Source organism: Thioalkalivibrio sp. ALMg11, from assembly GCF_000377905.1.
Classification (GTDB): Bacteria; Pseudomonadota; Gammaproteobacteria; order Ectothiorhodospirales; family Ectothiorhodospiraceae; genus Thioalkalivibrio.
Genome location: NZ_KB898875.1, coordinates 67,255 through 84,467, shown reverse-complemented (window position 1 = coordinate 84,467; position 17,213 = coordinate 67,255). Strand labels below are relative to the sequence as shown.

General features: G+C 64.6%; 15 protein-coding genes, 1 tRNA gene and 1 other RNA gene. 4 read left to right on the top strand and 13 right to left on the bottom strand.

All coding sequences use genetic code 11. The features are described 5' to 3' along the window. Window positions 1-262 precede the first annotated feature (262 nt). Window positions 263-1,789: a threonine ammonia-lyase, biosynthetic gene (gene ilvA, locus D578_RS0109970; RefSeq protein WP_255349551.1), complete on the bottom strand. Its 1,527-nt coding sequence runs from the start codon at window positions 1,787-1,789 to the stop codon at window positions 263-265. A 91-nt stretch (window positions 1,790-1,880) separates the two neighbouring features. Between ilvA and rpiA the strand changes: the two genes are divergently transcribed. Next, entirely contained in the window at window positions 1,881-2,543 is a 663-nt protein-coding gene (gene rpiA / locus D578_RS0109965) for a ribose-5-phosphate isomerase RpiA (protein ID WP_042798429.1), read from the top strand. A gap of 19 nt (window positions 2,544-2,562) precedes the next feature. Beyond that, window positions 2,563-2,772, top strand: coding sequence for a DUF2905 domain-containing protein (locus D578_RS0109960; RefSeq protein WP_018949813.1), 210 nt, complete (start codon window positions 2,563-2,565; stop codon window positions 2,770-2,772). A 78-nt stretch (window positions 2,773-2,850) separates the two neighbouring features. On the opposite strand, the gene D578_RS0109955 is transcribed toward D578_RS0109960, so the two are convergent. From D578_RS0109955 to D578_RS0109940, 4 genes are all read right to left on the bottom strand, one after another. After that, the gene (locus D578_RS0109955) at window positions 2,851-3,684 is read right to left on the bottom strand and encodes a rhodanese-like domain-containing protein (protein ID WP_018949812.1); all 834 of its coding nucleotides are present in this window, start codon (window positions 3,682-3,684) and stop codon (window positions 2,851-2,853) included. Window positions 3,685-3,870: 186 nt separating this feature from the next. Beyond that, a complete protein-coding gene (locus D578_RS0109950) occupies window positions 3,871-7,713 on the bottom strand; it encodes a DUF3683 domain-containing protein (RefSeq protein ID WP_018949811.1) in 3,843 nt (1,280 codons plus the stop codon). Window positions 7,714-7,894: 181 nt separating this feature from the next. After that, window positions 7,895-8,044: a DUF3096 domain-containing protein gene (locus D578_RS15535; protein ID WP_018144103.1), complete on the bottom strand. Its 150-nt coding sequence runs from the start codon at window positions 8,042-8,044 to the stop codon at window positions 7,895-7,897. Between the two features lie 88 nt (window positions 8,045-8,132). Then, window positions 8,133-9,050, bottom strand: coding sequence for an MBL fold metallo-hydrolase (locus D578_RS0109940; protein ID WP_018949810.1), 918 nt, complete (start codon window positions 9,048-9,050; stop codon window positions 8,133-8,135). 212 nt (window positions 9,051-9,262) lie between these two features. On the opposite strand from D578_RS0109940, the gene D578_RS15930 reads away from it, so the two are divergent. Next, window positions 9,263-9,844: a hypothetical protein gene (locus D578_RS15930; protein ID WP_155996782.1), complete on the top strand. Its 582-nt coding sequence runs from the start codon at window positions 9,263-9,265 to the stop codon at window positions 9,842-9,844. Between the two features lie 185 nt (window positions 9,845-10,029). On the opposite strand, the gene D578_RS15530 is transcribed toward D578_RS15930, so the two are convergent. The 7 genes from D578_RS15530 to D578_RS0109910 all read right to left on the bottom strand — a co-directional run bounded on the left by D578_RS15530 (window position 10,030) and on the right by D578_RS0109910 (window position 15,116). Continuing rightward, window positions 10,030-10,164: non-coding RNA, RtT sRNA (locus D578_RS15530), on the bottom strand. 37 nt (window positions 10,165-10,201) lie between these two features. Further along, window positions 10,202-10,275 (bottom strand) — tRNA-Gln (locus D578_RS0109935). Between the two features lie 40 nt (window positions 10,276-10,315). Continuing rightward, entirely contained in the window at window positions 10,316-10,708 is a 393-nt protein-coding gene (gene rpsI, locus D578_RS0109930; RefSeq protein WP_018144105.1) for a 30S ribosomal protein S9, read from the bottom strand. 31 nt (window positions 10,709-10,739) lie between these two features. Next, window positions 10,740-11,168, bottom strand: a complete 429-nt coding sequence (gene rplM / locus D578_RS0109925) for a 50S ribosomal protein L13 (RefSeq protein WP_018144106.1) — start codon at window positions 11,166-11,168, stop codon at window positions 10,740-10,742. A 237-nt stretch (window positions 11,169-11,405) separates the two neighbouring features. Beyond that, window positions 11,406-11,909: a DUF4168 domain-containing protein gene (locus D578_RS0109920; RefSeq protein WP_018949809.1), complete on the bottom strand. Its 504-nt coding sequence runs from the start codon at window positions 11,907-11,909 to the stop codon at window positions 11,406-11,408. 304 nt (window positions 11,910-12,213) lie between these two features. Then, entirely contained in the window at window positions 12,214-13,644 is a 1,431-nt protein-coding gene (locus D578_RS0109915) for a sigma-54 dependent transcriptional regulator (RefSeq protein ID WP_018949808.1), read from the bottom strand. Next, entirely contained in the window at window positions 13,641-15,116 is a 1,476-nt protein-coding gene (locus D578_RS0109910) for an ATP-binding protein (protein ID WP_018949807.1), read from the bottom strand. Before D578_RS0109910 ends, D578_RS0109915 begins: the two co-directional genes overlap by 4 nt. Window positions 15,117-15,483: 367 nt before the next feature. Between D578_RS0109910 and D578_RS0109905 the strand changes: the two genes are divergently transcribed. Then, window positions 15,484-16,167 (top strand): MBL fold metallo-hydrolase, encoded by a 684-nt coding sequence (locus tag D578_RS0109905; protein WP_018949806.1) that lies wholly within the window; start codon window positions 15,484-15,486, stop codon window positions 16,165-16,167. Between the two features lie 83 nt (window positions 16,168-16,250). Here D578_RS0109905 and htpX read toward each other — a convergent pair whose 3' ends face one another. Further along, window positions 16,251-17,138, bottom strand: coding sequence for a protease HtpX (gene htpX / locus D578_RS0109900; protein ID WP_018949805.1), 888 nt, complete (start codon window positions 17,136-17,138; stop codon window positions 16,251-16,253). Between the last annotated feature and the right edge of the window lie 75 nt (window positions 17,139-17,213).

Below are 17,213 nucleotides of genomic sequence, written 5' to 3'. Positions count from 1 at the left end.
GAGCGGAGCCGCAGGCGTAGCGAGTTCAGCGCCGCCGGCCCAGCGCGTCCGGAACGAGGTTCCCGGGCGGAATCCGGGGGCGCCTCGAAGGGTACTTTCTTGGGCAAGCAAGAAAGTAGCTCGCGGCGCGCTGGCGAGTCAGCGCCGGGCAGGCGGCCCGACAAAGGCACGCAAACACCGACGACGAACCGGACGCCACCGTAAAAACCGGAGAACAAACCGGCGCCAGCCTAGACGAGCTAACCCCTATCGGGGCGCAAGATCAGCGCAGGAACAGCGAGTACGCCGGATTCCCGGTCTCCTCGTGCCAGGCATAGCCGACTTCCTTGAGGAAGTCGCGAAAGCGTGCCCGATCCTCGGAGGGGATCTGTATACCCACCAGCACGCGCCCATAGGCCGCGCCATGGTTGCGATAGTGAAACAGGCTGATGTTCCAGGTCTGGCCCATATGGGTGAGGAAATTCAGCAGCGCGCCGGGACGTTCCGGGAACTCGAAGCGGTAGATCCGCTCGTTGCGGATCTCGCCTCCGTGACCGCCGACCATGTGCCGCAGGTGCAGCTTGGCCACCTCGTTCTCGGTCATGTCCAGGACCTCGTAACCGGCCCCCCCGAGGGCCGTCAGGATCTCCTGGCGCTCGGCGTCGCCCCCCTCCAGCTTGATGCCGGCAAAGACCTGGGCATGCTCGTCATCCGCGTAGCGGTAGTTGAACTCGGTGATGCCGCGCTTGCCGATGGCCTGACAGAACTGACGAAAGCTGCCCGGACGCTCGGGGATGGTGACCGCAAACAGGGCCTCGCGGTGCTCGCCGATCTCGGCGCGCTCGGCCACGTGACGCAGGCGGTCGAAATTGATGTTTGCCCCGCTGAGCACCGCCGCCAGATTCGCACCCTGCAGGCCCTCGCGCTGGATGTACTGCTTCATCCCGGCGACCGCCAGTGCCCCGGCCGGCTCGGCCACCACGCGGGTGTCATCGAAGATGTCCTTGATGGCCGCGCAGATGGAATCAGTGTCCACCAGGAGGACCTCGTCGATCAGGTCGCGGCACAGGCGGAAGGTCTCCTTGCCCACCTGACGCACGGCCGCGCCGTCGGCAAAGATCCCGACCTGCTTGAGGGTGACCCGGCGGTTCTGCTGTAGCGCCTTGTACATCGAGGGCGCATCGTCCGGCTCCACGCCGATGACCTTGATCTCCGGGCGCAGGCGCTTGATATAGGCCGCCATCCCGGCCGCCAGCCCACCACCCCCGATGCAGACGAACACCGCGTCCAGATGGCCCGGGTGCTGGCGCAGCAGTTCCATCGCCACCGTGCCCTGCCCGGCAATCACGTCGGGATCGTCGAACGGATGGATGAACGTGTAGCCGTGTTTCTCTTCCAGCTCGCGGGCGTGCGCGGCGGCCTCGTCGAAGGAGTCCCCGTGCAGCACGGCCTTGCCACCGAACCGGCGCACCGCGTCGATCTTGATCGATGGCGTGGTCACTGGCATCACGATCACGGCCTTGATGCCGAGGTGGCTGGCCCCCAACGCAACGCCCTGCGCGTGGTTGCCGGCAGAGGCGGCGACCACGCCCTTTACACGCTGCTCCGGGGTCAGCTGGGCGATCTTGTTGTAGGCGCCACGCAGCTTGAACGAGAACACCGGCTGCAGATCCTCGCGCTTGAGCCACAGCGTGGAGCCAAGACGCTCCGACAGGTTCGGCATCGGGTCCAGCGGCGTCTCCCGCGCGACGTCGTAGACGCGTGCCGTCAGGATCTTCTCGAGATAGGGGAATTTCATGGCCCGAACGATAGCATGCGAGGCCCTAACGGTTCCGCTTGTCCCGGGGACGGAGCAGTCGGTATCCTCAATGGGTTACGGACAGAAACTTCGGGAGACGGTGATGAATCAGGACGAAATGAAAAAGGCGGTCGCCGAGGCGGCGCTGGAACGGATCGAAAGCGGCTGGATCGTGGGCGTGGGCACCGGCTCCACCGCGAACTACTTCATCGATGCCCTGGCCGGCATCAAGGGCAAGATCGATGGCGCCGTGGCCTCCAGCGAGGCCAGCGCCGAGCGCCTGCGCGGCCACGGTATCGAGGTTCTGGATCTGAACTCCGCCGGTCCGCTGCCGATCTACGTCGACGGGGCCGACGAGGCGACCCGGCATCTGCACCTGACCAAGGGCGGCGGCGGCGCGCTGACCCGCGAGAAGATCGTCGCAGCGGCGTCGAAGACCTTCGTCTGCGTGGTCGACGAGACCAAGGTCGTCGACTACCTGGGAGCCTTCCCGCTACCGGTCGAGGTCATCCCGATGGCGCGCAGCCACGTGGCCCGCGCCCTGTCGAAGCTGGGCGGCAACCCGGAACTGCGCGAGGGCTTCAAGACGGACAACGGCAACGTGATCCTCGACGTGCACAACCTGCGCATCATGAACCCGGTGGAGCTCGAATCCGAGCTGGACCATATCGCCGGCGTCGTGACCAACGGCCTGTTCGCCCGCCGCTCGGCGGATGTCATGCTGGTGGGCTCCGCCTCGGGCGTCGAGGAGATGACCGCCGGTTAAGTGGGTCGGGTCCGCCACAGTGAACGCGACGGGCAAGTGGCTGATCATCATCGGCGGGCTGATCGTCCTGATCGGTCTGCTGTGGCCGTGGCTCGGAAAAATCCCCTGGGGCCGGCTCCCGGGTGACATCGTGATCGAACGCGAGAACGCCCGCTTCTACTTCCCGCTTACCACGATGATCATCATCAGCGTGGGGATCTCGATCCTCCTGGCGCTGTTTCGTCGCTGATACCGCTCCAGAAAAAAGGCCGGGATCGATATGATCCCGGCCCTTTTTAACGTGGGCAAGAAGCGGTGAGACCGACAATCAGCGCGCCATCACCTCATCGTAGAACTGCTGCAGGCCGCCTTCCAGGAAGCGGTAGTTCTCGATGCCGCGTTCCTCCAGGTGATACTGCAACCAGCGCACCTGCTGACCGTTCTGGTCGAAGATCAACAGCGCATCACCGTCCCGGTTGGCCTGACCGATGATGCGGTTAAGCGTATCGATGTTCTCCAACGGGGCCGACATCTCGCGCCCGGCAAACAGCGAGATCTCGTCACGCTCCTCGTTGCCGCGTACGTCCAGCACCACCGCATTGTCGTCGTTGCGAACACGACGGGCGAAGGTGTCGGCATCCAGCAACCGCGCCTCGAAGGCCTCGTCCGTGATGAGCTGGGTCTCGGGATCCTCGATCGGCTCGCCGCGGAGCATTGCCAGCCCCGGGTAGCGGTCTGCCCAGTCGGCGACGCCGGCGTCATAGGCCTGGGTCGGGCCGAGTCCGGCCGCGTTGGCCCGCGCGGCAGCGCGATAGGACATGTAGCTCTCGCGCCCGTTGCAGTAGAACACCAGGGGCCCGCCATGCTGCTCTTCCAGGGCCCGTACCTGATCCTCGAAATCCGGGGCGCCCAGCGGCACATGATGGGCCCCCTCAATGTGCAGAATGTCGTATTCCAGACGCGGGCGGACATCGATCACCGTAGAGCGCGACAGCTGGCCACGCAGATCGAACAGGTCCACGGCATCCACGCCGAAGCGCTCGTACAGGCTGCGACCGGGGAATTCGACAAAGGCCTGGGCACTGGCCACGACGGGGGCCGCCGCCAGCCCGAAACAAAGGGCCATGACGGCGAGGCGGGGACTCAAAGAGCGAAAGGTCATGCGAACTCCCTTGCATGGACGGATGGACATGCCGCACGCACTGCCGCGGCCTTGACGGGCATTGCGTACGCCCTTAGGGGCGACGCGGCGTTACGATCCTTTATTCCGCCGCGACCGCCCGGTGCCCCGATTGTAGCCAACCCCGGCGCGCCATGTGGAGCCCCAGACGGAACACAGCCGGTGGCCCTACAGCAGGACCTTCTCGATCCCACCCTCGCGGGCCCGTTCGATGAAGGCCTTCTGCCAGCCGTCGCCCATCAGACGGTTGGCCATCTCCACCACGATGTAATCGGTATCCATCCCGGTGTCCTCGCGATAGCGCGACAGACCCTGCTGGCAGGCCGGGCAGGAGGTCAGCATCTTCACGTTGCCGTCCTTCGCCTTCTCCTCGCCGGTCAGCTCCTTGATGCCCTTGTGCAGCTCTTCCTGCTTGCGGAAACGCACCTGGGTGGCGATATCCGGACGGCTGATCGCAAAGGTCCCGGCCTCGCCACAGCAACGGTCGGACTGCAGAACCTCCTGGCCCAGCAGCTTGGCCGCGACATCGGTCGGCTTGTGCGACTTCATCGGCGAATGGCAGGGATCGTGGTACATATACTGCACACCCTCTAGCCCCTCGAGATGGACGCCCTTCTCCATCAGGTACTCGTGGATGTCCAGCAGCCGGCAACCCGGGAAGATCCGCTCGAACTCGTATTTCAGGAGTTGATCCATACAGGTGCCACAGGACACCACGACGGTCTTGATGTCGAGGTAGTTCAGCGTGGTCGCCAGGCGGTGGAACAGCACCCGGTTCTCGGTACTGATCTGCTGGCCCTTCTCGAAATCGCCACCAGCATTCTGCGGGTAGCCGCAGCACAGATAGCCGGGCGGCAACACGGTCTGCGCGCCGACGTCGTAGAGCATGGCCAGCGTGGCCAGGCCCACCTGACTGAACAGGCGCTCCGAGCCGCAACCCGGGAAGTAGAACACCGCATCCGAATCCAGATCGGTCTTGACCGGGTCGCGCAGGATCGGCACGTAGCGCGAATCCTCCAGCCCCAGCATCTGCCGCGTGGTCTGACTCGGCAGTCCGGCCGGCATCGGCTTCTTGACGAAGTGCACGACCTGCTCGTGGATCGGCGCCTTGCCAGTGGTCGAGCGCGGGCGCTTGCCCTCGCCGGTCAGGTTCAGCTTCTTGAACACCGCGTGCCCGAAACGCTGGGCGGCGTAGCCCATCTGGATCGCGCCCATGCGGATGCCCTTGATGGTGGCCGGGTCCTTCGCGTTCAGGAAGGCCATGGACATCATGGTCGCCGGTGTTGCCTTGCGCTTGCCCTTCTTGCTGAGGATCGAACGCATGTGCATGGTCACGTCGCCGAAGTCGATATCGACCGGGCACGGGTTCAGGCACTTGTGGCAGATCGTGCAGTGATCCGCGACGTCGTTCATCTCCTCGAAGTGATTCAGCGACAGGCCGCGACGGGTCTGCTCCTCGTAGAGGAAGGCCTCGACGATCAGACCGGTCGCCAGGATCTTGTTGCGCGGCGAGTACAGCAGGTTGGCGCGCGGGACATGCGTGTTGCACACCGGCTTGCACTTGCCGCAACGCAGGCAGTCCTTGATCTCGTCGTTGAGATCGCCCAGCTCGCTTTGTTCAAGGATCAGCGCCTCCTGCTTTACCAGGCGCAGCGACGGCGTATAGGCATTGGACAACCCGGAGCCCACCAGCAGCTTGCCGGCGTTGAACACGCCATTCGGGTCGACATCCTTCTTGTACTTCGCGAACGACTCGATGCGTTCGGGCTCCAGATACTGCATCTTGGTCAGCCCGATCCCGTGCTCGCCGGAGATCACCCCGTTGAGCTCGCGTGCCAGCCGCATCACTTCATCCACCAGGCGCTCGGCCTGGTGCATCATCTGGTAGTCGTTGGAGTTGACCGGGATGTTGGTGTGCACGTTGCCGTCGCCCGCATGCATATGCAGGGCAATGAACAGGCGGCTGGTCAGTACCCGGTCGTGGATCGCGGTGAGGCGCTTGCGCACCGGCTCCAGCTGGTGCCCGCCGAAGATCTCGAACAGCGGGCGCTCGACCTCGGCGCGGTAGGAGATGCGCAGGCTGCGCCGCAGCAGCACATTGATCAGCTTGTCGTGGTCGCGCCGATCCGCTCGGGCCGGCTCGTCCAGCAGCTCGTCACATTCCGAGGCCTGGGTGAAGAAGTTGTCCGAGATTGCCTCCCAGCGCTTCTTCACCGTCTCCAGGACCTCGACCGCGCGCTCGCGCTTGGCCTCGAACCACTGCTTGCCCTCGCCACCGGTGTCGTCCAGCAACTCGCGCAACTCCGGATGGTCACCGCGCATGCACTCCTGCATCTCGTCGACCATCCGGAGCTTGTTCTTCAGCGACTCGCGCACGTTCAGGGTCTCGATCCCCTCGGTGTACTCCGCCAGGCGCTCCAGCGGGATCACCACGTCCTCGTTGATCTTGAACGCGTTGGTGTGGTGAGCAATCGCGGCGGTACGCGCACGATCCGCCCAGAAGCGCTTGCGCGCCTCGGGGCTGACCGCAATGAAACCCTCGCCATTGCGGGCGTTCGCCGCGCGCACCATCCTGGCGGCCAGCTTGCCCAGGGCATCCTCGTTGTCGGAGACAATGTCGGCGACCAGGACCATCTTCGGCAGGTCACCACGGGCACCCTTCGGGGTGTACTTCACCGCGCGCACGTAGCGCTCGTCGAGGTGCTCCAGGCCCGCCAGCAGGACTTCTTCCTCGGCGTCCACCGCATCCTTGATTTCGACGATCGCCGGGACGGCCTGGTGCAGATCGGTCCCGTAGAACTCCAGACACACGGTGCGAATGTTGTCCGGCATCCGGTGCAGGATGAACTCGGCCGAGGTGATCAGACCGTCGCAGCCTTCCTTCTGGATGCCCGGCACTCCCATCAGGGTCTTGTCGGTCACGTCCTTGCCGAGCCCCAGCTTGCGGAAGCTCTGCCCCGGCATTTCAAGGATCTCGGGCTCGCCCTTCGGGGTCTTGCCGTCCGGTTGATAGCGATTCACGCGGAAGCGCACCGTCCCGGCATCGTGGATCTTGCCGAGGTTGTGGTCGAGGCGCTCGACATACATCCACTCCGCCTCGGGGGTCACCATGGTCCACGCGGCCAGGTTGTCCAGCGCGGTGCCCCACAGCACGGCCTTCTTCCCGCCGGCGTTCATCGCGACGTTGCCACCGATGGTGGAGGCGTCCTGCGAGGTCGGATCCACCGCGAACACCAGGCCGTTGCGATCGGCCAACTCGGAGACGCGCTTGGTGACTACACCGGCCTCTACCCGCACCACCGGTACGTCATGCTCCACGCCCGGCAAGGGCCGGCGCTTGACCTCGCCCAGGCCCTCCAGCTTCTCGGTGTTGATAACCGCCGAGCGCTTGGACAGCGGGACGGCACTACCGGTGTAACCGGTGCCACCGCCACGCGGGATCACCGTCAGGCCGAGCTCGATGCAGGCCGCGACCAGCGGGCCCATCTCTTCCTCGGAATCCGGGGTGAGCACCACGAACGGGAGCTCGACACGCCAGTCGGTCGCATCGGTCACGTGGGAGACCCGCGCCAGGCCGCCGAACTGGATGTTGTCCTTGTGCGTCAGGGCCTTCATGCGCTTGCGCACCTGATCGCGCAGCGCGGCGGTATCAGTGAACTCCTGCGCAAAGGCAGACACCGCCGCCTGCGCGCGCTGACCCAGCTTGAGCGCCTTCTCGTTGCCGTCGGCCCGGGCCGTGATCTGGCCCAGACGATGCTGCATGGCGTCGATCAGCGCCTTGCGGCGCTTCTTGTCCTCCAGCAGATCATCCTGGATGTACGGGTTTCGGGTGACCACCCACATGTCCCCGAGAACCTCGAACAGCATGCGCGCGGACACGCCCGTCCGACGCTCCCCACGCAGCTCGTTGAGGAGGTCCCAGGTATCGGAACCGAGGAAACGGATAACGATTTCGCGGTCGGAGAATGAGGTGTAGTTATAGGGTATTTCTCGGACGCGTTCGGCGGTCATTGAGGCGTAGCCCCCCGATCAGAATGTGGCCAAAGAGTAACGGGTCCGCACGCCCTGCGCACGAAGTCGCACTGTTGGTCCATGCTTTTGGGCACCAAACTATCGGTGGCGAGGGGCCTTTACGTCGCCAGGGAGACGCTGATCAATTCACGCGTCCGCGCTGGCGCCCCTTTAGATCTCCCTAGAAATAAGCCAGAAGACCCAGCACCCCGATAACGATCAGATAGATCGCGACGATGTAGTTCAGCAGGCGGGGCCGGATCAGGATCAGGATGCCCGCTACCAGGGACAGGATGGCCATTAGCAGGCCCGGTTCGATATTCAGCGTCATTGGCGATCATTCCTTTCGCTCGTGGGGTTCAGGGATACATCAAGGGCCCGCAAGGGAAGCACTGACTGCGCTTCCCCAGGGGCCGATCTCAAAAGAGCTTCTCTTCCATTTCCAGATAGACCGCGTTGGCGTTGCTGCGGTTGGTCTGCTCGAAGGCCGGAAGGTCTTCGTATTCGCTCCAGTCCATCGAGGCGTAGGCCTCGTCGAAGGAATCCATGTTCTCGACCGCCCCGGCCATGTGCTCGCGCAGCTTCACCAGGTAGTCGCGGGTGAACTTGACTGCCCGGGCCGCTTGATCGGTCGCCTCGCCATGCCCCGGGACCAGAAACTTCAGGTCCATCTCCATCAGTTCTTCCAGGCGCTTGACCCAGTTCTCCGAATCCAGGGCGTCATCGCCCAGAAACGGAATGCGGCCGTCGAACACGATGTCGCCGGCGAACACCACGCCGGTCTCCTCCACCACCATGATGATGTCGTCCGGCGAGTGGGCCGGGCCGGCGTGCACACAACGGAAGGTCTTGCCACCCAGGCGGATGGTGTACTCGTCCTCGAAGAACTCGTCCGGCGGGATGATCTGGGTGTCCTCGTCCACCCACGGGGCCAGCACGCCGCGGCGCTGCTCGAGCCGCGCCACCGCACCGGCACCGCCCAGATAGTCCCGCGCACGAGCCTGCCCGATAATCTTCGCATCAGTGTGGTCCGCAAACGCTTGCAGGCCATAGATGTGGTCCGCGTGATAATGACCGGCGATCACGTACTTGATCGGCTGGTCGGTCACCTCGCGGATCCGGCGAATCATCTCGAAGCCAAGCGGTGGCGTCCCCAGGGCGTCATAGACAACCACGCCCTCGTCGGTCACGACGAACCCCGCATTCGAGGTATGCCCCTCGTTGTCGGGATCCGGGATACCGGCGATCCCGATCATGTACCAGGTGTCCAGCCCTTCGACCTCGTGGGCTGTCACATCCACGCTGACCGGCTCGTAGGGATTCTCGGGTACCGACATGGTCACTCCTCTCTTCTCTCGCGTTTTGATCGATCCGCCCCGGTACGGCCGGGCTCTGCGGACTTGGACGGAAAAAGGGCGGGAGAATTCCCTGCATTTCCCGATCACTGTCGAGGGATTGTAGCGGAGTCAGCGTGGGGTTGATGTCCCCGAGAAATCTTCCGCCCTCTACCTTGCTTCCAATCGGTTTTTGACCGGCTAGAGTAAAGGGCATGGATTCTGAACTGTACCGATATAGCATTCCGCGGCCTGATGGCTCACATAAGGTTCCATCACCCGCAGAGATTGACGAGATCGCAACCACCCTTGGACTTAAAGACACGGTCGCTGGGCGATATTCATCCTTACTCGTGGCTCAGCTCTTCCACTGGGGCATACGCGATCTCGGGCGTCCGGTTGGACTTGTCGAAGAAATCGCGGCCCTCGATCAGGGCAGGCCCGGGATCATGGGCTTCAAATCACCCGACAACGCGCAATCCGAGAGCACTTTTCGCGGGCCACTCCTGGAAGGCTTGAAGCACCACCACTTTCTCGACCCAGAGACGTTTCAATACCTGCTAGAGAGGGCAATGCACAGAGGCGTGCCCCCGAACGAGGTTCCACGTTTTTTCAGAGCAGAACGTGAACGCAATCGACTGACTGGTGACTGGCTGATTTATACGGAACACGGAGTGACCCGCTACTACCTTGCACTGGGAAGACATGGGCACGATGCCTTTATCCACAACGCCATCGTTGCGCACTGCGGAGACGAATTCCCCTTTCTAAGAGCCCTGGCGTTCTGGCCCGAGTAGTGGTCATGCTCCCATGGCTGGGGGACCAGGATGATTCGGCGGCTGCGGCGCCTCACCCCTTAGGGGCTGCACACGCTGCGCGCGTGCAGTGCTTCACTGCGCTTCGCCGAACCTTCCAGGTTCGAACCCTGGTCCGCTCAAATATCCATAGAAAAGGGCCCCACGAGGGGGCCTTCTTCCATGAATGGCTGGGGGACCAGGATTACTCGGCGCTATGCGCCTCGCCCTTCGGGCCAGCGCCGCATACGGCGCTGTTCGGCTCGGCTACGCCTCACCGTCGAACCTTGCAGGTTCTCATCCTGAAACCTTCCAGCCATTCATGAAAAAAGGCCCCACAAGGGGGCCTTCTTCCATGAATGGCTGGGGGACCAGGATTCGAACCTGGGTTGGCGGAGTCAGAGTCCGCAGTCCTACCGCTAGACGATCCCCCAGTAAACCGGGTCGGGTGCAGCCCGAAACTCGGCGCGAATTTTAGCGCTTCGAGTACTGGGTTGCACGACGGGCCTTGCGCAGGCCAATCTTCTTGCGCTCGACCTCGCGGGCATCGCGGGTCAGATGACCACCACGACGCAGCGACGGGCGCATGTCTTCGTTGTACTGCACCAGGGCGCGGGCAATGCCCAGACGGATCGCGCCGGCCTGGCCGTTTCCGCCACCGCCTTCAACGGTCGCGATCACGTCGAAGTTTCCGGTCGACTCGGTCGCCTCCAGCGGCTGGCGTACCACCATGCGCGAGGTCTTGCGGCCGAAGAAGTCGTCCAGCGGCTTCTCGTTAACCGTGATGTTGCCCGTGCCGGGACGCAGGAAGACGCGCGCCGAGGCGGTCTTGCGGCGGCCGGTGCCGTAATACTGATTGATAGCCATTCGGATCGATTCCCTTGCTGATTCTGGCGGCTCAGACTTCGAGCGGCTGCGGCTGCTGGGCCGTGTGCCGGTGTTCGGTACCGGCGTAGACCTTGAGCTTCTTGAACATGGCCCGGCCAAGCGGGTTGCGCGGCAGCATGCCCTTGACGGCAAGCTCCAGCACCTTCTCCGGATGACGCTCGATCATCTGGGTGAAGTTGGCTTCCTTGATACCACCCGGGTAACCGGAATGGTGGAAGTACTTCTTGTCCATGGCCTTGTTGCCGGAGACGCGGATCTTCTCCGCGTTGATCACGACGATGTAGTCACCGGTATCGACATGCGGCGTGTACACGGGCTTGTGCTTCCCGCGCAGGCGATGTGCGATTTCCGTGGCGAGTCGACCGAGGGTCTTGCCGTCGGCGTCGACGAGAAACCAGTCGCGTTCGACTTCGGCCGGCTTGGCGCTAATGGTACTCATGATGTTCGATGCTCCGAGGTCGGGGCGATTCAGAAAGCGCGCAAGAATAACGCTTCCCTCCGCCCAGTTCAAGCTACAGGGACAATTCCCGAGACGCGAAGGCGTCTACCCTCCCGGGAATCACGGATCAATGTGCACATTCGCGTTCATGCCCCCGGGCACAAACAAGGGGCCGCCCCGAAGGCCGGCCCCTGCAGACTCCCGGGCGCAATGCCCGGGGAGGTCTTGCGCTGCCCGTTACAGCTGGGCTTCAGCGCGCTCCTGGACTTCCTGCATCAGCTCGGGGTCGTTCTGCAGGGCCATGGCCACTTCGTTGTATTCCTCGACACTCATGCCCGAGTCTTCAACTGCATTGACCATTTCGTCCTGTGCTTCCTGCTGCATGGACTGGGCCTCGGTTTCGTCCTCGGCACTCTGCAAGCGGTCGGCGAAGTCTTCGCGCACTTCCTGCACCGCAACGAAGGCAGAGACGAAGGTGTCGATGTCTTCCTCGCTCAGATCCACCTCGGGGGCTTCCTGCATCGGGGCGCCACCCTGGGCCGCGCCACCCTGCGGCGGCTGACCGCCCTGAGCGCCACCACCGGCACCGCCTTCCTGAGCCGGCGGCTGGCCGCCCTGGGCACCGCCCATGTCGCCACCACCGGCGCCACCTTCGGCACCGCCATACTGGGCGGAGGCTGCACCACCCACGGCAAACAGGGAAGTCAGGGCCATCGCGAGCATCGTCTTGCGCATATTCATCATGTTGCTCCTTTTACCTTTGGATCGTTCGGATCTCGGCGCGAGAGGGACCACGACTCAAGGTCGGCCTTCCGCACGCCCGATTTCGTTGCAACCGTGTGAGGAGGAATGGGCCATCACTGCGGTTCCGATTCCTCGATTGCTGCCCAAGGAGGAGCAGGCATCGTGCCAAGATTGGAAAAGGATAAACAAAACACCTTGAAACAGTAGCTTATAAGTTCGCTATCCTGGAGGCACCGGGGCGCGCCCCAGCGGTAAACCGGGTCAGAATGACACATGAGTCAGGTCGACCCGGGTCAGGATGTCACGATGGGTCGGATTCCCCGAGTTTGCGGTACAGCGTCTTGCGGCCGATGCCGAGGATCCGGGCCGCCCGCTGCTTGTTGCCTTCCACATGCCTTAGCACCCGCCGGATATACTCGCGTTCGCGTTCCTCCAGCGTTGGCCACTGGCTGTCGTCATCCACCCCCGGAACAGGCGCCGGCCCGTCCTGGCGGTCGCCCGCGGCCCCGCCGGGGCTCTCCTCGGGGGGCACCTGGAATACGCGCTCGGGCAGATCGCGGGTTTCGATCACCTCGCCCGCGGCCAGGGTCGCGGCGCGCTCCATGAGGCTCGCGAGTTCGCGCACGTTCCCGGGGAACGAATAACGTACCAGCGCGCGCAGGGCCTCGGGGCTCAGGCGCCGCTCGGGCAGATCGCGGGCCAGGGCCTGCTGGCGCAGGAACTGCAAAGCCAGGCGTTCGATGTCATCGCCACGCTCGCGCAGCGGCGGGATCTCGATGCGGAAGGTCTCCAGGCGATAGTAGAGATCCTCGCGGAAGCGCCCGTCGGCAATATGCGCCCGCAGGTCCTGATGCGTGGCCGCGACGATACGCACGTCGGTCGCGATTTCCTCGTTGGCGCCCACCGGGCGCACGCGACCGTCCTGCAGAAGACGCAACAGCTTGCTCTGCATGGCCACCGGCATCTCGGCGATCTCGTCCAGGAACAGGGTCCCGCCGTCCGCCTCGGTAAACAGGCCGCGCCGGGCCCCCTTGGCCCCGCTGAACGCACCCGCCACGTGCCCCAGCAACTCCGACTCCAGCAGGGCCTCGGGGATGCCCGCGCAATTGATCGCCACGAACGCCCCATGGGCCCGCTCGCTTTCCGCGTGCAGCGCCCGCGCGACCAGCTCCTTGCCGGTGCCGGACTCCCCGGTAATCAGGACGCTGCCATCGGCGACTGCGATCCGCCGGATCAGGTCGAACAACTGCAGCATGGCCGGACTGCGCCCCTGCATGCCGTGAAAGCCATCGGCCTGCGCCAGGACCTCGCGATACCGACGCACCTCGTCCTTGAGGCGACGCGCCTCGGTCACCCGGTCGGCGGCCAGGCGCAGGTGATCCAGGTCCACCGGCTTGGTCAGGAAATCGTCGGCGCCGGCCTTCAGCGCCGCCACCGCCTGGTCGATGGTTCCGAAACCGGTGAGCATGATGAACCCGGGGGTCGGCACCCGGGCGCGGGCGTCCTGCAGCACCTGGAAGCCATCTGCGCCCGGCAGGCGCAGGTCGCTCACCACCAGGCTGAAGGACTCTTGCGCGAGCACCTGCGCGGCATCCTCGGCACTGCCCACCGCCGTGACCGCGTAGCCGGCCTCGGTCAGCTCTTCGTTCAAGAGTTCGCGATGCCCGCGATCGTCCTCCACGACCAGGACCGACTCCGGGGGCATTGCGGGGACTTGTGCCTTGCTGCTCATCGAAGAAAATCCTCCTGGGCGCCCGCGGCCACGGGCAGATCCACAACAAAACGGGTCTCCCCCGCGACACTGCGATCCAGCATCACCGTACCCCCGTGGTCCTCCAGCGCCACCTGCACCACCGCCAGCCCGAGCCCGGTCCCCTCGCCGGTGGGCTTGGTGGTAAAGAAGGGCTCGAACAGGCGTTCGGCCTGCGCGTCATCAATCCCACGTCCGGCCGTGGGACCGTCGTCCGCCACCACCAGTTCGACCCGGTCGGACTCGGCGTGCCAGCGGACCCGGACCTCGTGGACGGCCACTTGCGCGGCGTTCTCCAGCAGATTCTCCAGGGCCTGCCCCAAGCGCAGCCGGTCCGCGGCGATGGTCAGCTCGGGGCCTTCGAGCCGGAATTCCACCCCGCCGGAGGCATGCCGCTCGCGCACGCGCTCGACCAGCTCGCCCACCAGCTGCGCGAGATCCAGCGAGCGTTCCTGCAACGGATTGCGCCGGGCAAAGTCCAGCAGCTGGCGCACAATGGTCTCCACCCGCTCCAGTTCGGCCTTCAGCGCCTCCATCTCGGTGCGCGCCGGGTCCGCCTCCGGCAGGTGCCGGATGGCGCGCTGTACCCGTCCGGCGATGATGCCAAGGGGTGTCCCCAGTTCGTGCGCTACGCCGGTCGCCAGCTGGCCGATCGCCGCCAGCTTCTCCGAGTGCCGCAGCTTCTCCTCCAGCCGCACCTGCTCGCGGCGCTGCGCCTCCAGTTCGGCCTCCGAGGCCTCGCGACGCTCCATCATGCGGTTCATCGACACCGCCAGCCCGCGCAGCTCCGCCGGCCCCTGTTCCGGCGCCCGCAATCCGCGCTGGCCGTCGCCAATCGCGCGCATCGCGGCCATCAACCGAGACACATGCCGCCCCACGGCCCGGTGGTACCCGAACAGCACCACCAGCAGAAACAGCCCGCTAACTGCCAGCATCAACAACCCACCCTGCCACTGGAGCTGGGCGACGAAGGCCCGGAACGGCGTCACATCGCGCGTCACCTGCAACAGCCCTACGATGCGCCCGGCCGGATCGGACAACGGAAGAAAGAACGAAAAGGTCTCGCGCCCCTGATGTTCGCCGAAAGCCCCGAGACTCCCGGTTTCGCTGATGACCTGCGCCTCGCCACGGCGCTGCAGGGTCGGGCTGGGCGGGCCACTGGCCGCTACCATCCGGCCGTCGGCATCGTAGACATAGACCCCGAACACCTCCTCGATCTGGAACAGGGAGTCCAGTGACTGCTGCACGCCGGCCGCGTCGTCCTGCAGCATCGCACCGGCCACGGGCAGGCGGATCGAGCGCGCCACCAGCTCGATATCCTCCTGCATCCGGTTTTCCATCTGGGTCTGAAATTCATGCAGGCCCAGCGCCACCACCGCGGCCATCAACAGCAACAGCGGCAGCAGCACGAACGACAACACCGCGGTGCGCAGACTGTTCAGGCGTCGAGTCATGAAGGGCGATTCACAGCGTCTTCGGGGGCCACCATGGTAGACACGCCGGCCGGCATGACGCGAATCGCAGGCAAAAAAAAGCGCGGGTCGAAGCCCGCGCCAAGAAAACCACCAAAGGAGGATGGAGGAGTCCACTAACCACTGACAGGGGGGACAGCGATTAGCGTATGCAAATCTTCTAATATGACGATATTCTTGTCAACCGGTGGATGCGCAGGGGGTCGCAAATTCACCGCATCGTCATATCACGTAGCTTTGAAGACCTGCATACCCCGTATGACGCACGTTCGCCGGATCTATTCCCGGGTGCGCGCAATCCAGCCCCCCCTTGCCTTCAAAATTCGAATTCGTTCACGGATCCACTGCCATGCTTCGCCATCTGAGTCACCCCGTCACCCCGCTTGCCCAGAACGCCACCCTGATCTGGTGCGATGTCACCGGGGCCGCGGCCTGGGTCGATCCCGGCGCGGATGCCGCGGCCCTGGAACGGATCGCGCGGGATCAGGGCGTCCACCTGGAGAAGATCCTGCTGACCCATGGTCACCTGGACCACGTGGGCGCGGCCGCCGAACTGGCCAAACGTACCGGCACGCCGATCATCGGCCCGCACCGCGACGATGCCTTCTGGCTGGACCAGCTCCCGGCGCAGGCGCAGATCTTCGGCTTCTCCGAGGTCCAGCCGCTGGTGCCCGATCAGTGGCTGGAAGATGGCGACACCGTCGAGCTCGGGCAAGCCACCCTCCGCGTCCTGCACTGTCCCGGCCACACCCCGGGCCACGTGGTCTTCCACGATCCGGAGGGCCGGCTCGCCCTGGTCGGTGACGTCCTGTTCCACGGCGCGATCGGCCGCAGCGACTTTCCGCGCGGCAACGGCCGCGAGCTGCTGGACTCCATCACCGGCAAGCTCTGGCCCCTAGGGGACGACACGCGATTCGTGCCCGGCCATGGCCCCGAGTCGACCTTCGGCGAAGAGCGCCGCAGCAACCCCTTCGTCGGCGACAACGTCATCGCTGCCTCCGGCGGCGAACCCGGACGCGGTCGCTACTACTGATCCGAGCGGCCGCCACCTGGCACCGCAAACGAAAAAGGCCGCCCCGAAGGACGGCCCGCTCGTAGCGTACGGAAGAACTCCGGTCAGCCGTTGGCGCGCAGCGCCGCGATGCGCTGCTCGATCGGCGGGTGGCTCATGAACAGCTTCTTCAGCCCCTGGGCCATGCCGCCGCGGATGCCGAAGGCCGCCATCTGGTCCGGCATGTCCACCGCGCGACCGGAGGCGCGCGCCAGCGACTCCAGCGCCCCGATCATCTTCTCGCGGCTGGCAAAGCGAGCCCCCGCCTCGTCGGCGCGGAACTCGCGCTGACGCGAGAACCAGAACACGATGATGGAGGCCAGGATCGCGAGAACGATCTCGGCCACGATGGCCGTGATCCAGAATGCCGGCCCGTGACCGGACTCGTTCTTGAAGATGACGCGATCGACAAAGTGACCGATCACGCGCGACAGGAAGATCACGAAGGTGTTCACCACACCCTGGATCAGCGCCAGCGTCACCATGTCACCATTGGCCACATGGCCCACCTCGTGCCCCAGCACGGCCTCGACCTCGCCCTGCCCCATGTTCTGCAGCAGGCCGGTACTGACCGCCACCAGGGCGTTGTTCTTGCTCATGCCAGTGGCGAAGGCGTTCGGGTCCGGCGAGTCGTAGATGCCGACCTCCGGCATCCCGATCCCGGCCTGCTTGGCCTGGCGCGTGACCGTCTCCAGCAACCACTGCTCGCTGGCATTGCGTGGCTTGTCGATCACGTGGACCTTCATGGTCTTCTTCGCCATCCACTTGGAGATGGCCAGCGAGATGAACGACCCACCGAAACCGAAGACGGCCGCGAAGATCAGCAGCGCCGTCAGGTCGAGATTGACCCCCTGGTCATCCAGGATGCTCTCTACCCCGAGGATGCGCAGGGTGATACTGAGGACGATCAGGATGGCGAAGTTGGTCGCCAGAAACAGCACAATACGTTTCATGAAGCTTTCCTGTACTCCATTAATAAACTCTAAGGGTTGAACCAACAATCGGGGCGCAGCGGCCACATTCAAGCA

Coding starts and splice junctions, on each gene's coding strand:
- rpiA (WP_042798429.1), top strand. CDS start 1,881: ATGAATCAGGACGAAATGAAAAAGGCGGTCGCCGAGGCGGCGCTGGAA.
- D578_RS0109955 (WP_018949812.1), bottom strand. CDS start 3,684: ATGACCTTTCGCTCTTTGAGTCCCCGCCTCGCCGTCATGGCCCTTTGT.
- D578_RS0109950 (WP_018949811.1), bottom strand. CDS start 7,713: ATGACCGCCGAACGCGTCCGAGAAATACCCTATAACTACACCTCATTC.
- D578_RS15535 (WP_018144103.1), bottom strand. CDS start 8,044: ATGACGCTGAATATCGAACCGGGCCTGCTAATGGCCATCCTGTCCCTG.
- D578_RS0109940 (WP_018949810.1), bottom strand. CDS start 9,050: ATGTCGGTACCCGAGAATCCCTACGAGCCGGTCAGCGTGGATGTGACA.
- D578_RS15930 (WP_155996782.1), top strand. CDS start 9,263: ATGGATTCTGAACTGTACCGATATAGCATTCCGCGGCCTGATGGCTCA.
- rpsI (WP_018144105.1), bottom strand. CDS start 10,708: ATGGCTATCAATCAGTATTACGGCACCGGCCGCCGCAAGACCGCCTCG.
- rplM (WP_018144106.1), bottom strand. CDS start 11,168: ATGAGTACCATTAGCGCCAAGCCGGCCGAAGTCGAACGCGACTGGTTT.
- D578_RS0109920 (WP_018949809.1), bottom strand. CDS start 11,909: ATGAATATGCGCAAGACGATGCTCGCGATGGCCCTGACTTCCCTGTTT.
- D578_RS0109915 (WP_018949808.1), bottom strand. CDS start 13,644: ATGAGCAGCAAGGCACAAGTCCCCGCAATGCCCCCGGAGTCGGTCCTG.
- D578_RS0109910 (WP_018949807.1), bottom strand. CDS start 15,116: ATGACTCGACGCCTGAACAGTCTGCGCACCGCGGTGTTGTCGTTCGTG.
- D578_RS0109905 (WP_018949806.1), top strand. CDS start 15,484: ATGCTTCGCCATCTGAGTCACCCCGTCACCCCGCTTGCCCAGAACGCC.
- htpX (WP_018949805.1), bottom strand. CDS start 17,138: ATGAAACGTATTGTGCTGTTTCTGGCGACCAACTTCGCCATCCTGATC.